The sequence below is a fragment of the Geothrix sp. 21YS21S-4 genome (assembly GCF_030845995.1).
GTDB lineage: Bacteria > Acidobacteriota > Holophagae > Holophagales > Holophagaceae > Geothrix.
Map to the genome: position 1 here is coordinate 89,814 of NZ_CP132719.1, position 22,111 is coordinate 111,924.

At 69.5% G+C, this 22,111-nt stretch carries 21 protein-coding genes and 1 tRNA gene; 12 read left to right on the forward strand and 10 right to left on the reverse strand.

Annotation, left to right across the window (positions count from 1 at the left end; translation table 11 throughout):
• Nucleotides 1-8: 8 nt before the first annotated feature.
• Complete coding sequence (gene uraA, locus RAH39_RS00425; protein ID WP_306590832.1) at nucleotides 9-1,292, reverse strand: uracil permease; 1,284 nt, start codon at nucleotides 1,290-1,292, stop codon at nucleotides 9-11.
• Nucleotides 1,293-1,648: 356 nt separating this feature from the next.
• On the opposite strand from uraA, the gene RAH39_RS00430 reads away from it, so the two are divergent.
• From RAH39_RS00430 to RAH39_RS14015, 3 genes are all read left to right on the forward strand, one after another.
• A complete protein-coding gene (locus RAH39_RS00430; protein ID WP_306590833.1) occupies nucleotides 1,649-2,503 on the forward strand; it encodes an NAD(P)H-binding protein in 855 nt (284 codons plus the stop codon).
• A 226-nt stretch (nucleotides 2,504-2,729) separates the two neighbouring features.
• Nucleotides 2,730-3,002 (forward strand): hypothetical protein, encoded by a 273-nt coding sequence (locus RAH39_RS00435; protein ID WP_306590834.1) that lies wholly within the window; start codon nucleotides 2,730-2,732, stop codon nucleotides 3,000-3,002.
• A 62-nt stretch (nucleotides 3,003-3,064) separates the two neighbouring features.
• The gene (locus RAH39_RS14015) at nucleotides 3,065-3,313 is read left to right on the forward strand and encodes a helix-hairpin-helix domain-containing protein (RefSeq protein ID WP_373467369.1); all 249 of its coding nucleotides are present in this window, start codon (nucleotides 3,065-3,067) and stop codon (nucleotides 3,311-3,313) included.
• Nucleotides 3,314-3,405: 92 nt separating this feature from the next.
• Here the strand turns inward: RAH39_RS14015 and RAH39_RS00440 are convergent.
• A tRNA-His gene (locus RAH39_RS00440) sits at nucleotides 3,406-3,482 on the reverse strand.
• A gap of 108 nt (nucleotides 3,483-3,590) precedes the next feature.
• Here RAH39_RS00440 and RAH39_RS00445 point away from each other — a divergent pair.
• The 4 genes from RAH39_RS00445 (at nucleotide 3,591) to RAH39_RS00460 (ending at nucleotide 8,940) form a co-directional block, all read left to right on the forward strand.
• On the forward strand, nucleotides 3,591-5,096 hold the full coding sequence (locus RAH39_RS00445) for a trypsin-like peptidase domain-containing protein (protein WP_306590835.1): 1,506 nt from the start codon (nucleotides 3,591-3,593) through the stop codon (nucleotides 5,094-5,096).
• Between the two features lie 90 nt (nucleotides 5,097-5,186).
• Nucleotides 5,187-6,764, forward strand: a complete 1,578-nt coding sequence (locus RAH39_RS00450; protein WP_306590836.1) for a response regulator — start codon at nucleotides 5,187-5,189, stop codon at nucleotides 6,762-6,764.
• A gap of 33 nt (nucleotides 6,765-6,797) precedes the next feature.
• On the forward strand, nucleotides 6,798-8,117 hold the full coding sequence (locus tag RAH39_RS00455; protein ID WP_306590837.1) for a hemolysin family protein: 1,320 nt from the start codon (nucleotides 6,798-6,800) through the stop codon (nucleotides 8,115-8,117).
• Nucleotides 8,110-8,940, forward strand: a complete 831-nt coding sequence (locus tag RAH39_RS00460; RefSeq protein WP_306590838.1) for an NTP transferase domain-containing protein — start codon at nucleotides 8,110-8,112, stop codon at nucleotides 8,938-8,940. The genes RAH39_RS00455 and RAH39_RS00460 overlap by 8 nt, the downstream gene beginning before the upstream one ends.
• A gap of 3 nt (nucleotides 8,941-8,943) precedes the next feature.
• Here RAH39_RS00460 and RAH39_RS00465 read toward each other — a convergent pair whose 3' ends face one another.
• Nucleotides 8,944-10,320: a serine hydrolase domain-containing protein gene (locus tag RAH39_RS00465; RefSeq protein WP_306590839.1), complete on the reverse strand. Its 1,377-nt coding sequence runs from the start codon at nucleotides 10,318-10,320 to the stop codon at nucleotides 8,944-8,946.
• Nucleotides 10,321-10,442: 122 nt separating this feature from the next.
• Between RAH39_RS00465 and RAH39_RS00470 the strand changes: the two genes are divergently transcribed.
• Nucleotides 10,443-11,426 carry a phosphotransferase gene (locus tag RAH39_RS00470; RefSeq protein ID WP_306590840.1) on the forward strand — a complete coding sequence of 328 codons (984 nt, stop codon included), beginning with the start codon at nucleotides 10,443-10,445 and terminating at the stop codon, nucleotides 11,424-11,426.
• A gap of 370 nt (nucleotides 11,427-11,796) precedes the next feature.
• Entirely contained in the window at nucleotides 11,797-12,168 is a 372-nt protein-coding gene (locus RAH39_RS00475; RefSeq protein WP_306590841.1) for a hypothetical protein, read from the forward strand.
• 8 nt (nucleotides 12,169-12,176) lie between these two features.
• Here RAH39_RS00475 and cobB read toward each other — a convergent pair whose 3' ends face one another.
• The 5 genes from cobB to RAH39_RS00500 form a co-directional block, all read right to left on the reverse strand.
• Nucleotides 12,177-12,869 carry a Sir2 family NAD+-dependent deacetylase gene (gene cobB, locus RAH39_RS00480; protein WP_306590842.1) on the reverse strand — a complete coding sequence of 231 codons (693 nt, stop codon included), beginning with the start codon at nucleotides 12,867-12,869 and terminating at the stop codon, nucleotides 12,177-12,179.
• A gap of 5 nt (nucleotides 12,870-12,874) precedes the next feature.
• Complete coding sequence (locus RAH39_RS00485; RefSeq protein WP_306590843.1) at nucleotides 12,875-14,506, reverse strand: alkaline phosphatase family protein; 1,632 nt, start codon at nucleotides 14,504-14,506, stop codon at nucleotides 12,875-12,877.
• Nucleotides 14,506-15,147: a hypothetical protein gene (locus tag RAH39_RS00490; protein ID WP_306590844.1), complete on the reverse strand. Its 642-nt coding sequence runs from the start codon at nucleotides 15,145-15,147 to the stop codon at nucleotides 14,506-14,508. Before RAH39_RS00490 ends, RAH39_RS00485 begins: the two co-directional genes overlap by 1 nt.
• A 61-nt stretch (nucleotides 15,148-15,208) precedes the next feature.
• Entirely contained in the window at nucleotides 15,209-15,799 is a 591-nt protein-coding gene (locus tag RAH39_RS00495; protein ID WP_306590845.1) for a thioredoxin family protein, read from the reverse strand.
• The gene (locus RAH39_RS00500; protein WP_306590846.1) at nucleotides 15,796-16,344 is read right to left on the reverse strand and encodes a thioredoxin family protein; all 549 of its coding nucleotides are present in this window, start codon (nucleotides 16,342-16,344) and stop codon (nucleotides 15,796-15,798) included. The genes RAH39_RS00495 and RAH39_RS00500 overlap by 4 nt, the downstream gene beginning before the upstream one ends.
• A gap of 120 nt (nucleotides 16,345-16,464) precedes the next feature.
• Here RAH39_RS00500 and RAH39_RS00505 point away from each other — a divergent pair, with 120 nt between their 5' ends.
• The 3 genes from RAH39_RS00505 to murI are packed head-to-tail and all read left to right on the forward strand — an operon-like array spanning nucleotide 16,465 to nucleotide 19,566.
• A complete protein-coding gene (locus RAH39_RS00505; RefSeq protein WP_306590847.1) occupies nucleotides 16,465-17,889 on the forward strand; it encodes a sigma-54 interaction domain-containing protein in 1,425 nt (474 codons plus the stop codon).
• A gap of 22 nt (nucleotides 17,890-17,911) precedes the next feature.
• On the forward strand, nucleotides 17,912-18,778 hold the full coding sequence (locus RAH39_RS00510) for a 50S ribosomal protein L11 methyltransferase (protein WP_306590848.1): 867 nt from the start codon (nucleotides 17,912-17,914) through the stop codon (nucleotides 18,776-18,778).
• A complete protein-coding gene (gene murI / locus RAH39_RS00515; RefSeq protein WP_306590849.1) occupies nucleotides 18,775-19,566 on the forward strand; it encodes a glutamate racemase in 792 nt (263 codons plus the stop codon). The genes RAH39_RS00510 and murI overlap by 4 nt, the downstream gene beginning before the upstream one ends.
• Before the next feature lie 5 nt (nucleotides 19,567-19,571).
• On the opposite strand, the gene RAH39_RS00520 is transcribed toward murI, so the two are convergent.
• Nucleotides 19,572-21,203 carry a sensor histidine kinase gene (locus RAH39_RS00520; protein ID WP_306590850.1) on the reverse strand — a complete coding sequence of 544 codons (1,632 nt, stop codon included), beginning with the start codon at nucleotides 21,201-21,203 and terminating at the stop codon, nucleotides 19,572-19,574.
• A complete protein-coding gene (locus tag RAH39_RS00525; protein ID WP_306590851.1) occupies nucleotides 21,200-22,111 on the reverse strand; it encodes a CHAD domain-containing protein in 912 nt (303 codons plus the stop codon). Before RAH39_RS00525 ends, RAH39_RS00520 begins: the two co-directional genes overlap by 4 nt.

Below are 22,111 nucleotides of genomic sequence, written 5' to 3' on the forward strand. Positions count from 1 at the left end.
GTGGAAGTTCAGTGCTGGGAACCGCCGTCGTTGCTGAAGCCCAGGCGATCGAAGGCCCAGAAGAGGAGGCTCAGGACGATGGCCACCACCGTGCCGAGCGCCATCCCCCGCAGTTCCACCGCGCCCAGCCGGATGGCCGCGCCGCTGATTCCGCTGATGAGCACCACGCTGGTGAGGACCAGGTTGCGCGGCCGCGCGTAGTCCACCCGCTTCTCCACCAGCATCCGGATGCCCGCGGCGGCAATCACGCCGAACAGCAGGAGGCAGACGCCGCCCATGACCGGCACGGGGATGGCGCGGATGGCCGCCGCGGCCTTGCCCACGAAGCTCACGAGGATGGCGATGAGCGCCGCGCCGCCGATCACCTGCACGCTGTAGACCTTGGTGATGGCCATCACGCCGATGTTCTCGCCGTAGGTGGTGTTGGGCGTGGCGCCGGCGAAGCCCGACAGGATGTTGGACAACCCGTCCCCCAGCAGCGAGCGGTGCAGCCCGGGATCCTTCACCAGGTCGCGGTCCATGATGTTGCCCGTCACCACCAGGTGGCCGATGTGCTCCGCCAGGACCACGAGGGCCGCGGGCAGGATCATGAGGATGGCCTGCAGGTTGAAGGTGGGGCGGTAGAGCGCGGGCGTCTGGAACCAGGGCGCCGCTGCGATGGCGGCCAGATCCACCTTGCCGAGCAGGAGGGACAGCGCCGTTCCGCCCACCACGCCGAGCAGGATCGGAATCACGCCCCAGAAGCCGCGCAGGAGCACCGAGCAGAGGATGGTGAGTCCCAGGGTGAACAGGGAGACCGCCATCGCCGAGCCCGCCGTGAAGGGCGCAGAGGCCTTGCCCGTGAGCCCGGCCATGTCCGCAGCGACGGGGGCCAGCTCCAATCCGATGACCGCCACGATGGCGCCCATGGCCGCCGTGGGGAAGATGATGTCGATCCAGCGCGTGCCCGCCACCCGCACCACCTGGCTGATGAGCACGAAGAACAGGCCGAAGGCGATGAACCCGCCCTGGGCGGCGGCGTATCCACCCAGTTCCGGCCGGGCCAGCACCGCCAGGACCGGCGCGATGAAGGCGAAGCTCGATCCCAGGTAGGCGGGAATGCGCCCCTTGCAGATCCAGAGGTAGAGCAGGGTCCCCACGCCGTTCAGCAGCAGGCTGGTGGCCGGATTGACGTGGAGGAGAAAGGGCACCAGCACCGTCGCCCCGAACATGGCGAACAGGTGCTGGAGACTCAGGGGTGCGGCCTGCAGCAAGGGCAGGCGCTCGTCGACGTCGATGGGGCGGCGCAGCATGGGAGCCTCGGCGATGGACCCCGGCCGACGCTGCGAAAGCAGCACCGTCCCCTAGGCCGGAGGCGGCCGCGGGAAGCGGTAAGGAACAGGGCGCACCCCCATTCTTGCCGAAAACAAGCGATGCATGGGTCGTTTTATGCGTTGCCGGAAACGGCGGGGCCGGTTTTTGGGGTCATGCAACCAGGGCCTCATTGAGGGGCCCTGGCTTACTCTGGGGCGGCTGACCGGACTCGAACCGGCAACACCTGGAATCATAAAGATGTGGCTTTGTCGGATAACGGGTCTTTTAGATCAGTAGTTGACTACCAACCAGACCACTGGAAACCACCGACAGCCATTCTCTGTAAAATGGCGAGATGAAACAGATCCTCGTTACCGGGGCCACGGGTACCGTCGGAAGGGAAGTCGTCGCCCAACTCCTGCCCAAGGGCGCCAAGGTTAAAGCGCTTACGCGCAACCCGGAGTTGGCCGCCCTTCCCCCTGGGGTTGAAGTCGTGCGCGGTGACCTTACCGATGTCGCCTCGTTAGATGCCTGCCTGGAAGGCGTCGACACGGTGTTCCTGGTGTGGACGGCTTCGCCCGCCTCAGCGGCGGCAGCCGTCCAAAGGATCTCGCAGCAAGCCCGGCGGATCATCCTGCTGACCTCCCCCCACAAAACAGCCCACCCCTTCTTCCAGCAGCCCAACCCCATGAGGGGGGTGTTTGAGGGTATCGAGCGGTTGATCGAGGAATCGTCGGTTGAATGGACGTTCATTCGACCAGGGATGTTCGCGGCCAATGGCTTGTCTTGGTGGGGCCCGCAAGTCCGTGGTGGCGAGGTCGTGCGTTGGCCCTATGGTGCTGCTCCTACGGCGCCGATCCACGAGAAGGACATAGCGGCGGTGGCGGTCCACACCCTGATAGAGGATGGCCACCATGGGGCCGAATATGTGCTGACCGGGCCTGCGTCACTGAGCCAGTTCCAGCAGGTGGAGATCATCGGCGAAGTGCTAGGCAGGCCGCTGTTTTACGACGAAATGACCCCTGAGGAAGTGCGGCGAGAGTGGGCTGCACCTGCCCAGGTGGTGAATATGTTGCTCGATGCCTGGGCCGCCGCCATGGGGCAGCCAGCCTATCTCACCTCCACGGTCGCCGACCTAACAGGTCGGCCTGCGCGAACGTATCGTGAGTGGGTGACCGACCACATCGAAGCTTTTCACTTACGAGGGTAGTCAAGGCACAGGGCTCGATCGGAGTTAGGTGTGACGGAGGTGCCTCCACTCCACCCAACCGTGAGTTCTACCGCCTCGGGTCGATGGAAAACTGTTGGGGTCCTCCTGCTGTTACTTCTAGCCACTCCGACGGGTAGAGCCTAAGTAGGGCCTGGAGATCCGCCACCGGTGTAGCCGGGTCCAGCCACGTGGTCCAATCCGACGGGGCCAAGATCGCAGGCCGGGGATGGCGGGCTTCACCTACAAGCAGGCGGACAGGCTGCGGAAGGCCCTGGGGAAGAAAGACCACGCCGCCCGCGTGCCGGGCTACAAGACCGCGTTCATGGACGGCTGCCGAACCAACGGGATTCCCGAGAAGGGGGCCGAGGAGGTCTGGTCGATGATCGAGACCTTCATGGGCTACTCATTCTGCAAGCCGCACTCCGCCAGCTACGCCCGCGTGAGCTACGAGAGCGGTTGGACAAGGCCCATCACCCCGCGCCGTTCTACGCCTCGGTGATCAACAACCAAGGCGGGTTCTACCCGGCGATCGCCTACCGCGGGGACGCTCGACGCCACGGGGTGAAGGTCCTGGGCCCGGACGTGAATGAGAGCGACGCCGGGTATGCTCCGGACGGCGACCACGTCCTCCGCGTCGGCCTCAGCTTCATCAAGGGGCTCCCAAAGGCGGACCTGGAGAGGCTGCTGGCGCCCGAGTGGAGGGCGGCACCTACCAGGACCCCCAGCACCACCAGGGGTGGTGGGCCCTTGGAAGCCGTCCACTTCTTGTTACCGTTTGACCCCTCCAGTAGCTACTTTCGATGCTCTTGATGGCCGTTTTTGCCCTCAGACCCCCACCTCCGGGCCTGCGTCATCAAACTAAAGGAAAGCCCCGGAGCTAGTGGCTATCGGGGCTTTCGATCTGGGGCGGCTGACCGGACTCGAACCGGCGACACCTGGAATCACAATCCAGTACTCTAACCAACTGAGCTACAGCCGCCGTTGGACCATCCAGGGTATCCGGGGCGGCGCGGGAAGGCCAGCGGGAACCTTCGGGGAGCTGCGGTCATCACAAAAACGGCCGGGGATCCGGCTCATGAGGAGTTCCATGAATCGTCAGGTGAAGCAGGTTCTGGGGTTGTCGGTTTTCGCCGCCGGCTGCATGGCCCTGGGGATGGGGCTCAGCCACGGTTGGGTGGCCCGGGCTCAGGAAGAGCGGCCCGTGGTGGTGGATGCGAAGGGGCTGGACCGCCTCCCGCCCATCGCGGAGGTGGCGGAGAAGCTGAATCCCACCGTCGTCGCCATCACCAACACCAGTTTCGTGAAGAATCGCCGGTTCGAGCATCCCCAGGTCGGGGGCCAGGACTTCTTCGACTTCTTCTTCGGCCCCGGCGGACCCCAGCAGCGGCGGACGCCCCGGAACGGCGGCGACGACGAGCAGCGGGCGGTCTCCGGCGGGTCCGGCGTGATCATCAGCCCCCAGGGCGAAATCCTCACCAACTACCACGTCATCGCCAGCATGGGCGGCAGCGACAACTCCTTGGAGGTGAAGACCTCCGACAACAAGAGCTACAAGGCCACGGTCCTCGGGAAGGACAAGGAGCTGGACATCGCCCTCATCAAGATCGACGGCGCGCACCTGCCCTTCGCCAAGCTGGGCGATTCCGATTCCCTCAAGATCGGCGAGTGGGTGGTGGCCATCGGCAACCCCTTCGGGCTGGAGCACACCGTCACCCAGGGGATCATCAGCGCCAAGGGCCGCAAGCTCGACACGGGCGTCAGCTCCTTCCTCCAGACCGACGCCGCCATCAACCGCGGCAATTCCGGCGGGCCGCTGCTGAACCTCCGGGGCGAAGTGGTGGGCATCAACACCGCCATCAATCCCGCGGGCCAGAACATCGGCTTCGCCGTGCCCATCAGCCAGGTGAACCGCATCCTCAAGGACCTCCGCAGCGGCAAGCCCGTCAGCCGCGGCTACCTGGGCGTGACCCCCTTCGACCTCGACCAGGCCTACCAGGACGCCCTGGGCGTGAAGGAGGGCGTGGTGGTCAACAGCGTGGAGAAGGGCCAGGCCGCCGACAAGGCCGGCGTCCAGCGCCTCGACGTGATCACCTCCGTGGACGGCCAGCCGGTGCGCGGGCAGGACGAGCTGGTGAGCGCCATCTCCAGCCGCCGCGCGGGCGAGAGCGTGAAGCTCACCATCTGGCGCGACGGGAAGACCCTCACCCTCACCGTGACCCTCGGCGACCGGAAGGCCATCGAGGACCAGCGGCGCCGCGATTCGGGCGAGGAGTCCGAGGACGAGGACGGCGCCAAGGCCCCCGGCGACGCCAAGGGCGTGAATCTGGAGAAGGCCTACGGATTCTCCGTGGAAGCCGCCGACCCCAAGAACCGGCTGAAGGGCGTGGTGGTGACCTCCGTGGATCCCCGCTCCCCCGCCGCCGAGCGCGGCATGGCGCCCGGGATGATCATCAGCGAAGTGGGCCGCCAGCCCGTGAACAACCTGGCCGAGTTCAACGCCCAGGTGAAGAAGGCGGGCGGACGCACCCTCCTGCTGTTCGTCCAGTTCCCCAACGGGCCGCAGAAGGTCACCCTGGCCATTCCGCCCCGCTGATCGCCCGGATCCTCCGCCGAAGCCCCGGTCCGCCGGGGCTTCGCGCGTTCGGGTTAGACTGGAAGGCTCAACCCGGGCTAAGGATCGATCATGGGCCAGCGCCTTCTCCTCGTGGATAGCGATCGCGGCTTCCTGAAGGAGCAGCAGGTCAGCCTGGAGGCGGCCTTCGACCTGGAAGTGGCGCCCTCACCGGACGGAGTGGTGGCGCGGCTGCAGCGCGGCGGCTTCGCGGCCGTGCTCATCTGCGTCGAGGTGGCTGACAACAAGGGCTACGCTCTCTGCTCCGCCATCCGCAAGGACCCGCTGCTGGAGGATCTCAAGATCGCGCTGATCAGCGCCAAGGCGACGGAGGAGGAATACCGCCGCCACCAGAGCCTGCGTGGCCGCGCCGATTTGTACCTCCACAAGCCCATCACGCCCAGCACGCTGGTGGCCGCGCTGACGCCCCTGGTGCCCGGCCGAGTCCTCGATCCCGACAATCCGCTGGGCGAACTGGTGGACACGGAACTGGGCGACGACTGGCTGGACGGCCTGCGCGGCGCCCTGGAAGCGCCGGCGTCCGCCGCGCCTCCCATCGCCGTTCCGCCTCCCGTGGAAGCCCCGCGGGTGGCCGAGCTGGAGGCGCAGGTGGCCGCCCTCCAGGAAGAGTTGCGCGGGCGCGATCGACGGCTTCGGGACCTGGAGACGGACTACCAGCGCCACCTGGGCTCCGTGACCCTGAACCTCGACGAGGCGGGCCGGCGGGAGCAGGAGACGGGCATCCTCAAGACCCAGCTCAAGGAGGCCCTCGAAGAGCGGGCCGGGCTGATCGCCCAGGCCGAGAGCCTGCACCAGCAGGTGGGCGAGAAGGCCCAGCGCGTCATCGACCTCCTCAAGGAGCGGGATCGCCTTCTGCACGACACCCTGGACCTGGAGTCCTTCCGCACCAAGGTGCAGGGGTTGGAAGCGGCCCTGGTCGCCAAGGAGGAAGCCCTGGCTTCCATGGACGAGGCCCTGTGCGCCCGGGACGAGTCCATCGCCGAACTGGACGAGAGCCTGTTCGCCAAGCAGCAGGTGCTGGAATCCGCCTTGGAGGCCCAGGGACACTTGAACACCACCCTCGAAGGATTGGTGGCCCAGCAGGCTGCCCTGGAGAACGTCCACCAGGGGGCCCTCCTGGAAGTGACCAGCTACAAGGAAAAGGTCCACCTCCTCCAGCTCGAGACGGTGGGACTGGAGGCCACCATGCGCGGCCAGGCCCGCGATCTGGCCGAGCTGGGCGCGCGCGTCCAGAAGGCGGACGAGGATCTGGAAGCGGGACGTGCCGACATGCAGGCCCTGGAGCGGCAGTTGGAGGAGCAGCAGAAGGAACTGGAGGCCGCGCGGGGCGAGGCGCTCGAAGCCGGCAGCCAGATCGCGGAGCTGCGCCAGTCCCTGGGAGACGCGGCGGCCCAGCACGACGCCGAGCGGCTGGAGCTGATGAACGGCCTGGACCGGAAGGAGGCCGAACTGGGCCGCCTGACGCAGGCTCTGGACGAGCAGGCGCGCGCCCAGGAAGCCGCGGAAGCGGAGCGGGAGGCCCTCCGTACCGAGTTGGCCGCCGCGCGGACCCGCTTCGGATCCCTGGCGGCCCTGGTGCAGGAAGCGCAGGACGCGCTGGGCCGCGGCGCCGATCTGGCGAGGGACTGAGGTGTCTCTGATGCCCTCCGGAAGGCCCCGCCCGTGACCTTAGCCGCAGCTCTGATCTGCCTGGCCCTCATCCTCGTGAGCGCCTTCTTCGTGATGGCCGAGTTCGCCGCGGTCCGCGTGCGCCCGACCCAGCTGGAAGCCCTGGCGGAGGCCGATTCGCGGGCCGCCTCGGCTTTGGAAATCCATCGGAACCTGGGCCACCACCTCTCCTCCATCCAGGCGGGGATCGTCCTGTGCGCCCTGGCCCTCGGCGCCGTGGGCGAGGAGCTGTTCAGCCACGGATTCCGCGCAGTGTTCGGCCACCTGCCGTGGCCGCGGCTGGTGGGGCCGCTCAGTTCCGGCGTGGCGCTGCTGGTGATGACCACCCTTCACGTGGTGCTCGCCGAACTGGTGCCCCGCAGCCTGGCCATCCGGTCCGCCGTCCCCTGGGCTTTGCGAACCGCCGCGCCGCTCCTCGCCTGGTCCCGCTTCGCCCGCCCCCTCACCTGGGGCCTCACCCACCTCAGCCACCTGGTGCTGGGCCTGTTCGGCGTGCGCCCCGAGGCCGACGCGGAGGACCTGCTGCCTTCCGAAGCGGAGTTCCGACGGATGCTGGAGCGCAGCCAGGCGGAAGGTCGGTTGGAACTGGATCGGAAGGAGCTGATCGAGAATCTGTTCGATTTCAGCCGCCGCACCGTGAAGGAGATCGCCGTTCCCCGCGCCCGGGTGGTCTGCTTCGACCTTCACCACGCGCTGGAGGAGAACCTGGCCCTCGCCCGCACCACGGTCCACACCCGCATCCCGCTGGTGGAGGGGGACCTCGACCGGGTGGTGGGCGTGATTCACATGAAGGACCTGTTGTGGGCCCTGCAGGAGGCCGGTCCCGTGGACCTCCGCGCCCTGGCCCGCCCAGCCTTCTTCGTGCCGGAGATGAAGCTCATCCAGGGCCTGCTCCTCGAATTCCAGCAGCGGAAGCAGCACCTCGCGCTGGTGGTGAACGAGCACGGCGGGGTGGACGGGCTGGTGACCCTGGAGAACGTCCTGGAGGAACTGGTGGGCGAGATCCAGGACGAGTTCGACCGCGAGGCCATCCAGCTCCGGCGGACTCGGAGCGGCGGTTGGCTGGCCCAGGGCAACGTGATGCTGGAACAGCTCGTGGATCATCTGGACCTGGACCTCCAGGCCGAAGCGGGATCGGTCAGCCTGGGCGGCTTCTTCCAGGAGCGCCTGGGCCGCGTTCTTCGCCCCGGCGACGAGCTGCGCCTCCAGGGCTGGCGCATCCGGGTGCTGTCCATGCGGGGGCTCGCCCCCGGCCAGTTCCTCCTGAGGCCGCTCCCCACGGAAACCGCCTTCGCCGCGGATGATGATGCCTGAGCCCCTCGACGGCTTCCTGCTGGCGGCGGGGCTGGGCACGCGGATGGGCGCCCTCAGCGCCTGCCTGCCCAAGCCCGCCTGGACGCTGCGGGGGAAGCCCCTCCTCCAGTGGGGCGCGGAGGCTCTCCGCCGGAGCGGGGCGGCGCGCCTGGGCTGCAACGCCCACCTCCTGCCGGAGCGCCTGAGGGCCGTGGCGGGCGGGATCGAGGTCTTCGACGAACCGCGGCTTCTGGGCAGCGCGGGCGGGCTCCTGCATGTTCGGGGCCGCGTGGCGTCGGAACTGCTCGTGTGGAACGCCGACATCTGGGCGGAGGATCCGCCCTTCGACCTGCTCCGCGAGCGCCACCGCGAGGCCCGCGCCACCCTGACGTGGCTGCTGATTCCCCATCCCGGCGGCCCCTGGAATCCCGTGTGGATGGACCACGAGGGCCGCGTGCTTCCCAAGGGTGTGAGCGGCCCGTGGGGGCCCTACCACTTCACCGGCGCCGCCGCGTGGTCGCCCGAAGCCCTGGCGCTCCTTCCCGAGGGGCCCAGCGAGGTGAACGACCTCCGTCCCCGCCTGCCGTTCCATCACGGCGTCGTGGTGGAGCCCTTCCCCTGGCGGGAAGTCGGCACGCCCCAGGCGCTCCTCGAGGCCGCCGCCGATCTGGCGCCCGACGCGGAGGGATGCCTTCCCGGCTGCTACCTCCACCCCACCGCCCGGCCCGCGGGGCGCCTGGCGCGCTGCGTGCTCGGCCCCCGCGCCGCGCCTCCGTCCGCCGTCACCGACGCCGACGCCCTCTGGTTCGAGGAGGGCGGAAACCAGGTGCGGCTGGGGCTCTGACCGTCATTCCTCTTTCAGGTCGAAATCGGCGACGCGGCCTTGGGCGTCCAACGTGAAGGTCCAGGTCACCACCACGCTCGAATTGTGGAGGGCCCGGTAGGTGCGAACGCGGCGGCCGCCGTCGGGGCGCTCCCCGCGAAAGGTCACGCGCTGGAGCGCGCCATAGGGGAACAGCCGAAGGTCCAGCTCCCGCGCGGCTTCCGGCAGGGCCACGAGCGCCTCTCCGCTGAAGCCGGCTGCCTCTGCCCGGCCTCGGGCGAGAGCTTCCACCAGCGCGGCGTGGCGGGCGGTGAGCGCCGGATCGGGGTCCGCAGGCGCCGGTTCCGTCGCCAGGGGGCCGGGCTCCACCAATTGCGCGGCGATGGCGCGGGCCAGGGTCGGCGCGAGCCGCTGCTGGTTGGTGAGGACGATCACCCCCAGGCGCTCCTTGGGAAGGTAAATCACGTCCGCCAGCGCGGGCCCGCCGCTGTGGCCGGTGCAGGGCCATCCGGCGAGGGTGCCCACGGTCCAGGCGACGCCGAAATCCGCGGGCCGGCCGTCGTTCAGGCGGAAGGGCGTCCACAGGTCCGCTCGGGCCGCGCCGAGGAGCTTCCCCTGGTCCACCGCGAGCAGGAAGGCGGCCATGTCCCGCAGGCTGGCGAAGGCGCCGCCCGCCGCGTAGGTGTGGGGCGGGTACCGAAACCAGTGGAGGCGCTGGCGCTCGCCCTGCCACTGGTACACCCGCACCCGCCCGGGAATCACCTCCGCGGTGCGCGCGAGGCCGGTTTCCGAGGCGTCCTCGAATAGGCTCCCGGCTCTCCCCAGCGGCTTCCAGATCCGCTCCCTCAGCAGGTCCGGAAAGGGGCGGCCGCCGACCTTCTCCAGGATCAGGGCGAGCACCGAGAAGTCGTCGGACCCGTAGGCCGACACCGCGCCGGGCGCGCTGGCCAGGGGCTGCGCCAGGGTCGCTTTCACCGCCTGCGCCAGGCTCGGTTGGGCACCCTCCAGCATGGTCGGCTTCAGGCCCGAGGCATGGGCCGCCAGCTGGCGCACCGTGATGGAGCGCCAGGCGGATGGGACCTCGCCGAGGTACGCGGAGACCGGCGCGTTGAGCTTCATCTGGCCCGCCTCCACCAGCTGCATGAGGAGGACGCCGGTGAACAGCTTGGTGCTGGAAGCGATCTGGAACGGCGAATCCGGCGTGACGGGGCTCCCCGATTCCAGGCTGGCGGTGCCGTAGGCGGCCAGCTTGTCGATCCGTCCGTTCCGGAGGATCGCCACCGCCGCGCCGGGAATGTGGGCGTGGGCCATATGGCGGCGCACCAGCGCATCCACGGCGTCCTCCGGCGCTGCGGCCGTCAGGGGGAGAAGGCACGCGAGCAGACAGGCGAACAGGCGCATGAGGACTCCGGGCATGAAAGCACTACGAGGTTTATCGTAATTAGGATTAGACGCATCCCCTGCCCGCGGGAGCGGGCGAGGAACCCCGTGCCCCCCGCCCCCGGCGGGAGTACCCTGGTCAGATGGATCCCCGCCTGTCGCATGCCCTGGAGCGCTGGAATCTGTCCGATCCTCATCCCCTGGCGGGGGACGCGGGGGCGCGCCAGTACTACCGCGTGACCCACGGCCAGCTGGGCACCGCCATGGTCGTGCTCCACCCCCTGGATACGCCGGAGCGGACGGACGACAGCTACTTCGAGTTTCGGGCGCTCCAGGCCTACCTCGACCCCGTCCTGCGGGTGCCCACCATCCTCCAGTGCGACGATGGCGACCGCTGCCTCCTGGTGGAGGACTTGGGCGACACCTCCCTGGAGCAGCGCCTGGTGGAGCATCCCGAGGAGGAGGCCCAGTGGGCCGAACACGCGGGCTGGCTGCTGGCCACCCTGGCGGGGCCCCTCACCCTGGGCGCGCCGCCCCACGCCTTCTTCATGGCGCGGGCCTTCGACGGGGCCAAGTTCCAGTTCGAGTGGGACTACTGCCGCGCCAACTTCTTCCGGGATTTCCTCCAGAAGGACCCGCCCCGCTGGCTGGACCGGATGATGGAGGAGGCCCACGCCAGCCTGGAGACCCGGGCCCACTTCTTCGCCCACCGCGATTTCCACGTCCGCAACCTGATGGTCCGCGGCGACCGGCTGGTGGTGATCGATTTCCAGGACGCCCGCCGCGGCGCCGCCACCTACGACCTCGCCAGCATCCTCTACGACGGCTACTGGGACTGGTCCCGGGAAGCCGGCCGGCTGCTGACCCGCCCCCTCCAGGACGAGCTGGGCTGGAACCACGAGGCCCTCCTGGAGGAACTGAACCTCAGCGCCCTCCAGCGCAACCTCAAGGCCCTCGGTACCTTCGGCCACCAGATCGTCCACCGCCACAAGGCCCACTTCGCCCCCGCCATCCCCCGCACCCTCCGCCACCTCAAGGGCCACTTCCAGCGCATGAACCACCAGGACGGCGTCCTCGCGGCGGAACACCTGCTGAGGCTGGCCGAGGATCGGTTGCTGAAGGGGTAGCGTCCTTGAAATTGCGTCCGACCCCCTCCTCAAGCCTTTCCGTGGCGGCGGAAGCGGTTGGCCTCATTCATCAGGCAACCCCATGAAACGGGCCGTCACCGTCCTTTTCCATCTTTCGGGCACCGGCTTCGTGCTTTCGACGGGGCTTTGGGGCTACATCCGATATGTCCAAAGGGCCGTGCCTTTTCATCCCCTTGAGCCCGCCTGGGCCATTCGCGTCCTATCGACCCTGGTGGTGGTGTCGACGGTGCTTTCGATCCTGGCGACGCTCCTCAGCGCCGCATCGGGGTTCCGTTCATTCAGGCGGAAACCAGAGCGTGCCTAGACCGTTCTGGCAGACGAATCCTGCTCGTCTTTCCCCGGAGATCCCATGCGATGTCTTTCGTTCGTGATGACGGCGCTGCTGGTGGTGGCAGGCGGATCCACTCGCGCTGCAGAGGAAGGGCCTGGGCTGTCGGTGTCTGTGTCCGTGGAGCCCGCGCCTTCCAGGCCGGAGGCCTGCCTCTGCACAGCCGAAGTCAAGGATCTTGAAACCGGCCAGCTTCTCGCGGTGCCCCGACTGATGCTTCCGAAGGGCGAGGCGGGAAAGATGAGCGTCGGGGACCCGGCGGTTTTCGAGGTCCTTTTTGACATCACGATCGATCGAACGGGAGCCGCCGCGACGTATGTCGTGACGTGCCGCCGGAAAGGCCGGGTGATGGGGATCCAGAAAGGGAGCCTTTCCCTTCGTCCGCCGGCCTGAGGATCGAGTCAGCTCCTGCACAGCTCCGCCACGAAGGCGGGCACCAGCTCCGTGGCCCTTCCCACGCGGTGCTCCTGGAAGGCGTCCGCCACGCGGCTGGGCTCCAGGTTGAGTTCCAGGGTGCGGGCGCGGGGGCCGACGGCCTCGACGAAACCGGCGGCGGGGTAGACATGGCCGCTGGTGCCGATGGCGACGAACAGGTCGCAGCGCTCCAGGGTCCGGTAGATGCGCTCCATCTCCAGGGGCATCTCGCCGAACCACACGATGTGGGGCCGCAGCCGCCCATGCGTGCAGGCGGGGCACGGGCTGCGGTCGTCCAGATCCTCCGTCCAGTCGGAGACGGCGCGGCAGGCGAGGCACCGCGCCTTCAGCAGCTCGCCGTGCATGTGCAGCGGGTTCCGCGAACCGGCGCGCTCATGCAGGTCGTCCACATTCTGGGTCACCAGCAGGAACTCGCCGGCCCACGCCCGCTCCAGCTCGGCCAGGGCCAGGTGGGCGGGGTTGGGCCGCACGGCGCCGAGGCTCCGGCGCCGCTCGTTGTAGAACCGGTAGACCAGGGCGGGATTGCGGGCGAAGGCCTCGGGCGTGGCCACGTCCTCCACGCGGTGGTCCTCCCACAGCCCGTCCGCGGCGCGGAAGGTGCGGAGCCCGCTTTCCGCGGAAATGCCCGCGCCGGTGAGGATCACGAGGGACGGAGGCACGAGGGCTACCGCGCGGGTTCGAGGTCGAGGGCCTTGCCGTCCACGGTGCCGGGCTTGAGGCCCAGCTCGCGGGCGAGGGTGGGGGCGAGGTCCACGGTGCGGACGGGTTCGGGGCGGTCGCCGGCCTTCCAGGGGCCCCAGAAGATCAGGGGCACGCGGCGGTCGTAGGCGTAGGGGGTGCCGTGGCCGGTGGGCCACTCCGTGGGCGGCACGCCGAAGATGGTCCAGGGCTTGAAGGCCACGAGCACGTCGCCGCTGCGCCCGGGGTGGAAGCTGCGGGCCAGGAGCACGCGCAGGCTGCTGTTCCGGGGACTGCCGGTGGCGGCGGGATCGGTGGTGGCCAGTTCCTCGGCGGTGAAGGCATCCGCCACTTCGGGCCGAGCCCGCAGCCAGGCCTGGACCTTGGCGACGACGGCCTTCCGGTCGAGCCCCGCGGCTTTCACGGCGGCGTTGCGGACGTAGAGGTTGTTGGGCTCGGGGCTCTCCACGAGCAGATCCGCGTCCACCTTGAAGGCGGTCTTGAGGTGGGCGCGGAGCTCGCGCAGGAAGGCGGGCGAATCCACGCGCCGGGTGGCGAAGCCCTGGTCGGCCAGGGCCTCGGGCAGGTCCATTCCGCCGTGGTCGGCGCTGAGGACCACCCACGCGCCGGGATCGCGCTGCCGGATGAGGTCGAGCAGGCGGCTCAGCGTGCGGTCCAGGCGGTGGATCTGGTCACGCATCTCGGTGCCGAGGTTGCCGTAGCTGTGCCCGATGTAGTCCGTGGAGGAGAAGCTGACCGTCAGCAGGTCCGTAGTGGGCCCGCGGCCCAGGCGCTCCGCATCCAGGAGGGCCTCGGTCGCTTCCAGGGTGACGTCGTCCAGGAACGGCGATTTGCGGAAGCGGGTCTCGAAGCCCTTGTCGAGCGGCATTCCCGCGCCCTGGATCAGCCGCGGCAGGGCGCCGTTGCGGATCACCTGGCCAGGGAAGGTCCAGGTGGCCACGCGGCCTTCGGGCGTGGCGGGATCCTTCGTCCACAGCCAGCTGCGGGTGAGGAAGCGCTGGTTCAGGCCGGCGTCGAACCGCACCAGCCACTCGGGGAGGCGCTCCGCGTAGGTGGAGGAGCTGGTGAATCCCGCGGCGCCCGTAAACCAGTAGGCGGCGGTGGGCTTCCGCCCCGCCATCAGGATCGCCGCGCGGTCCTTGCCGGAGACGGAAAACGCGCGGCTGCCCGGCACCTGGGCCTGGAGCCAGTCGCCCAGCGTGTCGCCGAGGAAGCGGAGGTTGGAGGAACCGGCCTGCCCGGCCATGTGCAGCGCGCGGGCGCCGCCGTCCTCCACGCAGTAGACCAGACGGTCCGTGCCGCGGTCGTACCAGCGGTTCTCCACGATCCCCGTGTGGGCGGGAAAGCGGCCGGACAGCAGTACGGAATGGCCGGGGCCCGTCTCCGTGAAGCCGTGGTCGTGGTACGCCTCGGTGAAGTAGGCGCCTTCGCGCATCAGCCGCGCCAGGCCGCCGGTGAGCTCGGGGCCGAAGGTCTGCATCAGCTCGGCGGAGAGCTGGTCCACGGCGATGGCCACCACCAGCTTGGGCCGGGCCGCGGGGGCCTGGGCCTGGAGGAGGAGTGCGGCCGGAAGGAGGAGGAAGGGCAGGCGGCGCATCAGAACGTCACTCCCACGCCGAAGGTCCACATCCGCTCGAATTCCTGGCCGTTGCCCTGGGCCGCGAAGTAGGCGGCGAGGTCCGACGCGCTGCCGAGCTTCACGGGCCGGTCCTTGGTGACGGGCTGCTGGTAGCTGGCGGCCACGTAGGGGCGGATCAGCGGGGCGGGGAACCGCCAGCGGGCGCCGACGCGGAGCCAGGTGCGGCTGAGGTCCTTGGCGCTGGAGGCGCCGGCGGTGTCCACGGTGTAGCGCTGGAAGCGCTGGATCAGGCCGATCTCGCCCGCCAGGCCCACGAAGGGCACCCACACCTGGGCGTTGATTCCCACGCCCGCACCCTGCTGCTTGAGGGCGGTGGTCTGGACCGCGCCGCCCGCCGCGAAGCCGCCGTCCGCCTTGAGCTGGGAGTATTCCAGGCCGCCCTCGAACTTGAGCAGCGGTCCCACCTGGAAGATCTGGCGGTGGACGGAGGCGATGAAGCCCTTGCCGGTGTCGAAGTCGCCGCCCACCAACTGGCCGGTGCCGCTGATCAGCGTCTGGGGCAGGTTCTGGCCGCTGGGCCGGGGCAGCTCCAGCCGCAGGTCCCACTGGGCGCAGAGGGGCAGGGCCGCGAGGTTTACGGCGAGGACGGCAAGGCGCATCGGAAGCTCCGTCGAAACTTCCGATGATACGCCCGCCGCTGGGACTGGACCTCGTCCCGGTCTACTTCCACTTGATGCTGCACCCTCGGCTGGGTACCTGGTCGGCGGCCACGGGCCGACCCGCGAGGAGCGCGTCGGTGGCGGCTTCCAGGTCGCGGGCCTTCACCTGCGAGGCGTCCTTCCAGTTGTCGTCCATGCGGCCGCGGTAGGCCAGCTTGCGCTGGGCGTCGAACAGGAAGAAGTCCGGCGTGCAGACGGCGCCGAAGGTCCGGGCGGTGGTCTGCGGTTCGTCCTTCAGGTAGGGGAAGACGAAGCTCTGTCCTTGGGCCTGGGCCTTCATGTCGGCCAGGGATTCCTTGGCGTGGGTGTCCACGTCGTTGGCGTTGAGGGCGATCACCTGGACCTTCCCCTCGTAGTGCTTGGCGTAGGCGTTGATCCGCCCCTGGGTGGCCATCACGTAGGGGCATTCGGTGCTGAGGAAGACCACCAGCAACGGTTGCTTGCCGGGCTGGGGGGCGTGGGCCTTGCCGTCCGTGCCGGGAAGGCTGAAGGCGGGGCAGGGATCCCCGAGCTTCAGGCCGGCGGGCGCCTGGGCGACGAGGGCGCAGGCCGTGAAAGCGGAAAGGGCGAGGGAGCGGAACGGGCGGTTCATCGGGACCTCCACTTGATGCTGCAGCCCATGCTGGGATGCTGGGTTTCGAGGGGCGCCTCGTGGGCGAGGACGCGGTCGAGGGCCTCCTTCAGGTCGTGCCGCGTGACGTGGGCGGCGTCCTTCCAGTTGTCGTCCAGGCGGCCCCGGTAGGCCAGGCGGCGGTGGGAGTCGAACAGGAAGAAGTCGGGCGTGCACACGGCGCCGAGGGCCTGCACTACTGTTTGCTCCTCGTCCCACAGGTAGGGGAAGACGTAGCCCTTCGCGGCCGCCCGCCGGCGCATGGCCTCGAAGCTGTCGTCGGGGTGGGTCACGGCGTCGTTGGCGTTGATGGCCGCCACGCCGCAGCGGCCCTTGTAGGCCTTCGCCAAGTCGTTCAGGCGGTCGTCGACGGCGTGGACATAGGGACAGTGATTGCACATCACCACCACCAGCAGCGCGGGACAGTGGAAATCGTGCAGCGACCACAGGCGCCCGTCGACGCCGGGCAGGGTGAAGTCGGGGCAGGCGGCGCCGAGCGGGACCATGGTGGATTCCAGCAGTGCCATGGGACCTCCGGGGGAACGTGCTTCCATCGTACGCCCGGAAGCAAGGAAGGCCCCTCCGCCGTCATTTTTTTGACTTGACCCTCTCCTATGGTCCTCTAGGCTGAAATCAGTAAGGAGTTTATGAGCCAGCTGCCGCGCCTCCACTGGTCCACCCTCGGGGACGATACCGGGGGGCTGGAGCATCGGTGGGCGGCGCTGTGGGAGGTCACGGTGGACCGCGGCGCCTCGCCGGCCCTGGCGCCCCAGGACGCGGATCTGTGGGTCATCAGCGCCCGCAGCAGCGGACCGCCGCCGGAACTGGGACGACTGGTGGCCGAAGTGGCCGCCCTTCCCATTCTCGTGGGCCTGAAGCCGGATGCAGCGCCCTTGGCGCCCCGCGCCCTCGCCGACTGGGGTGCTCTGGGCAGCGTCCGCTGGGGCGTGCTGGGTCCCGAGCCGCCCATGCCCGGCCTGCGGCCGCGGTCGGGTCCCGCGGCGCAGCTCAGCGCATCCCAGGCCCTGGCGTTCGGTCTGGTCGGGGCCAGCGCGGCCATGCAGGAGGTCCTGAACCGCGCGCGGAACGCCGCCGCCACCCGCGCCACCGTCCTGCTGCTGGGCGAGAGCGGAACGGGCAAGGAGGTCATCGCCCGGGCCATCCACCGGATGAGCGCCGAGGCCGGAGAGCCCTTCGTGGCGGTCCACTGCGGCGCCATTCCCGAGAACCTGCTCGAATCCGAGCTGTTCGGCCATCACAAGGGGGCGTTCACGGACGCCCGCCGGGACGCGCCGGGCAAGTTCCGCGAGGCCCACGGCGGCACCATCTTCCTCGACGAAGTCGGGACCATGCCCCTCGGTGCCCAGGTGCGGCTGCTGCGGGTGCTCCAGGAACGGGAGGTCCAGCCCCTGGGCGGCGGCGCGCCGGTGAAGGTGGACGTGCGCGTGGTGGCGGCCTCCAATGCCGACCTGTGGAAGAAGGTCCAGGAAGGCACCTTCCGCGAGGATCTCTTCTACCGCCTGGAAGTGGTGCCCATCGCCCTTCCGCCCCTGCGGGCGCGGACCGAGGAAGTCCCCTTCCTGGCCCAGCACTTCCTCAACCGCAAGGCCCGCGAGCACGGCCTCTATCCCAAGGCGCTGCACCCCAGCGTGGATCCGCTGCTGATGGCGCTGCCCTGGCCGGGGAACGTCCGCCAATTGGAGAACGCCATCGAGCGCGCCATTGTCCTGTCGGGCCAGCGGCCCGTCCTGACGCGGGAGGACTTCGCGTTCCTGGCGGAGCGGATGGGCGAGGCGCCCGCGCTTCCTGCGGGTTCGGCCTCCCTTCCTGTCGCGCCGTTCGTTCCTCCGCCGCCCGCCGCCTTCGGCGTGGACCTTCCGCCGGAGGGACTGGACCTGAACCAGGTGGTCTCGGACATGGAAAAGACCCTGATGCTGCAGAGCCTCGCCATCACCCGCGGGAACAAGAAGCGGGCGGCGGATCTCCTGGGGCTGAAGCGCACCACCTTCCTGGAAAAAATGAAGCGGCTGGATCTGGAAGAAGGCGACGGCACCGAAGCCACGGAGGCCTGAGGCCGCCTGCTAATCTGGGACGATGACGGACGCGACGCATCTGAGGTGGCGGCTGGAGGTCCCGGACCCCCAGGAAGAGGGCCTGTGCGCCTGGCTGGAGACGGTGGGATCCTCCGCCTTCTACCGCGAAGCCGATCCGCCCCGGGCCTGCTACGCCTATTTCCCGCCCGACCAGGCGCCGCCCGAAATCGCGGGCCTGGCGGCCTTCCCCGGCGTGCGCCTGCTGGAGGCCGAGGCCTTCGGCGACGAGGATTGGCTGGCCAAGAGCCGCGAAGGTTTCGGCGCCTTCGACGTGGGCGCGCGGTTCCACGTCCGCCCGCTGTGGGATCCGGCGCCCGGCGCCACCGATCGCATGGACCTCGTGGTGAACCCGGGCCTCGCCTTCGGCACCGGCGGGCATGAGACCACGCGGCTGTGCATGGGCCTCCTGGAAGAGCTGGCGGCGGCGGATCGGCTCCAGGGGCCCATCCTCGACATCGGCGCCGGGACGGGCCTTCTGTCGCTGGCGGCCTTCCTACTCGGCGGGCGCGACATCACGGCCTTCGACATCGATCCCGACTGCGGCCCCGCCATGGACGAGCTGATCGAGCTGAACGCCCATCTGCTGGACGGGGCCCGGCCCTACGCCAGCTTCGTGGGCACGCTGGAGCATCCCGACGTGCGCGCTCCCTACGCGGGCCTGCTCGCCAACATCCTGCTGGAGACCATCCAGGAGCTGCTGCCCCGCATGGCGGAGATCGCCGCCCCCGGCGGTTGGCTCGTGGCCAGCGGCATCCTCGCCGAACGCACCGACGAGGCCCTTCTCAGCCTCGTGACCCACGGCTTCCGTCCCGAAAAGGTCGTGCGGGAGGGCGAGTGGATCGCGATTCTGGCGGTGCGGGAGCCATGACCCGCGCGGACCGGCCCATCGGGGTTTTCGACTCCGGCATCGGCGGGCTGACCGTCATCCATGCGCTGCGACAACTCCTGCCCCAGGAGGATCTGGTCTACCTCGGCGATACGGCGCGGCTGCCCTACGGCACCAAGAGCCACCGCACCATCGAGCGGTACACCCTCCAGATGGGGGAACTGCTCCAGCGCCACGATCCCAAGCTGCTGGTCATCGCCTGCAACACCGCCAGCGCCCACGGCCTGCCGGCCCTTCAGGCCGTGAGTCCCTGCCCCGTGATCGGCGTGATCGAGCCCGGCGCGGAGTCCGCCGCGGAAGCGCCCGGTCCGGTGGGGATCATGGGCACCCTGGCCACCGTGGGGAGCGCGGCCTACGAAGAGGCCATCCGCCGCCGCGACCCGGGCAAGGTCATCCACAGCGTGGCCTGCCCGCTGCTGGTTCCGCTGGCGGAGGAGGGCTGGTTCGACGATCCCGTCACCGACAGCATCTGCCGCCGCTACCTGAACGAACTGCCCTTCGAAGTGAAGACGGTGGTCCTGGGCTGCACGCACTATCCCACGCTGCTGGCCAGCCTCGAGCGCAGCCGCCCCGGCACCCGCTGGATCGACAGCGGCCGCGTCACCGCGAAGGCCGTGGATCGGCTGCTCCAAGGCAACCTCGGCTACCGCATCGCCGGCGCCCGCGGAGAGTTGCGGATCCTGCTCACCGATGCCAGCAGTCGCCTGAAGGAAGTGGGGAGTCGCTTCCTGGAGGAGCCGCTGGCGGACGTGGAGGTCGTGGAGATCTGATCCGCTCAGCAGGCCGCGGGATCGGCGCCGGGAAGCGTGAACTTGACGCAGGTGCCGTTCCCCTCGGCGCTGTCGATGCGGATCTCGCCGCCGTGGCCGCGCACGATCTCGCGGCAGATGCTGAGACCCAGGCCCGTGCCCTTGCCTTCCGGCTTGGTGGTGAACATGGGGCGGAACACCTGGCTGAGCAATTCGGCGGGGATGCCCTGGCCGGAATCCTGGAAGCGGATCTCCCACCAGGGGCCATCCGGCGTGCTGCCCTCGGCGGGTTGGACGGCGATGCGCACCGTGCCGCCCTCGGGCATGGCGTCCACGGCGTTGTTCATGAGGTTCAGGAACAGCTGCTCCATCTGCTTGCGGTCCACGTCGAGGCAGCATTCGGGAGGGGCGCCCGCGTCCACGGCCACGCCGTGGGCGGCGAGGGTGGGCGCCCACAGCAACTGGAGGTCGGCAAGGAGGGCGCTGAAGGGCTGGGGCTCGCGATGGAGCTGGGGGCGGCGGGTGAGGTCCAGCATCCGGCGGACGATGTCGCCCACGCGCCGGATCTGGCCCTGGATCACCCCCAGCCGTTCCCGGTGCTTGTCCGGCAGATCCTTCTGCCCGTCCAGGAGCTGGAGGTGGCCCGTCACCAGGTTCAGGGGCGTGCCCACCTCGTGGGCGAAGGTCGCCGTCAGTTGGCCCGCCACGGCCAATCGCTCTTGGGCGCCCAGCTCCTCCCGAAGAATCGCGTTCCGCTCCGCCATGGCGGCCAGCTCGGTGTTCTTGGTCTGGAGTTCCGACAGCGCGGAATCGATCCGGCTCTGGAGGTTGGCGTTGAGTCCCCGGATCTCGCGGATCAGGCCCTCCCGCTCCTCCCCCGCCCGCTGGAGTTGGATGGCCATGTCGTTGAACCGCGCGCCGATCAGGCCCAGCTCGTCGCTGCGCAGCACGGGGACACGGGCGTCGGATTCGCCCCGCTCCAGCCGCTGCATGGCGAGGACGATGCCCTCAATGGGATCGCTGATCAGCACGCGCAGGATCAGCCACAGCAAGATGAATTCTCCGAGGAGAACGCCGGGAAGCGTGCGGAGGGTGCGCTTGACGTTGTTGTCCCACACCACCTCCCACCGCTCCAGGTCGCAGTAGGCGCGGATCAGGCCGATGGGGGGCTGGCCCGGCCGGCGGCCTCGGATGGGGAGGTACACCTTCCAGGCCCGCCCTCCCGTGTTCAGGTCCACCAGTTCGGCTTGGGGCTGGGTCAGGGTCAGGTAGGAGCCGATCTCTGTGCCCCACTCGATGGTGTTCTCCTCGCCGGAGGAACGGACCAGTTCCACCTCCGTCCCGCGGCCCACCCGCTTGAACACGTCGATCTGGAAGATGCTGCGGTCCGGCCCCGCGATGCTCTCCAGCAACTGGTCCAGCTTGTCGCCGTCCTTGAAGGTGGGGTCGCGCTCCAGGATGTCGGTTTCCACGGTGCCCGCGGCTTCGATGGTCAGCTTGCGGGAGTAGCTCTCCAGTTCCCGCCGGCTGTTGCGGGTGATGGAGTAGGCCACCGCCACCGTGAGCAGGCTGGTCACCAGCCCGAGGAGGAGGAACAGCTTCGCGTGGAGGCTGGGCAGCCACGCCAAGGGGCGGATCCGCATGTGCGGGAACTTCATGGCCGGGGCGCCTCCTCAAGGGGAAGCCCCAGGGCGGGCCGGATCGTCCGGGCGAAGGCGGCCGGCGTCTGGACGTACAGCAGATCCGCGGCCCGGCCGAAGAGGGCGCGCCGGGATTCGGCCACTTCGCCCAGGAGGTCCAGGACCCCGGCGTGGAGGATCTTCCGGCCCCGCGCCCGGAGGCCTTCCTCCACCTCCCACAGATGGGCCTCCAGAACCGCCAGGTCGTGATGGTCGCCGAGGGCGGTCTGGAGGGCGCGCAGATCCTTGAGGAGCCCCTCCGGCACGTCGGCGAAGGCGGCTTCCAGGGCCTCCACGGCGTAGCGCAGCTTCTTGATCCGGACGCGGGCCTTGTGGAGGGCCGACGCGTCCTCCTGGATGGAGAGGGAGGCCAGGTCGCCCAGGGCGGCCTCGGCGCGGGTCGCGAGGCAGGCCCAGGCGCTCTCCTGGAGCGAGGCGTGCTGGAAGGGATGCGGAAGGGAAGGCACATCCAGGAGGCGGCGGAGGTCGGGAAGGCGCAGGTCCTCCAGCCCCCGGCGCATGGCGCGGCGGGCCTTGGCCCGAGCCCGTTCCAGGCCTTCCAGCAGGTGCTCCAGAACGGCGGCCTGGGTGGGCGTCTTCGCTTCGGCCAGCCTGGCTTCCAGCGTGGCTGCGTGGACGTCCAGTTCCCGCGGCAGCCCCAGCAGATCCACCAGGTTCTTGAGGGCCCGGCGCCGGCCCTTGAGGCCGGGATAGGCTTCGGGGTCCACCAGGTCGAGCACCGCCCCCAGGCGGCGGGCGGCGACGCGCACCTGATGGAGCGCTTCCGTCTCCGTGGCCCAGTCGTCGTCGGCCAGCAGCCCCTGCAGCTTCGCCAATCGCGCTTCAAGGGCGCGATGAAGGAGGATCGCCAGCTCGGCTGGATGCAT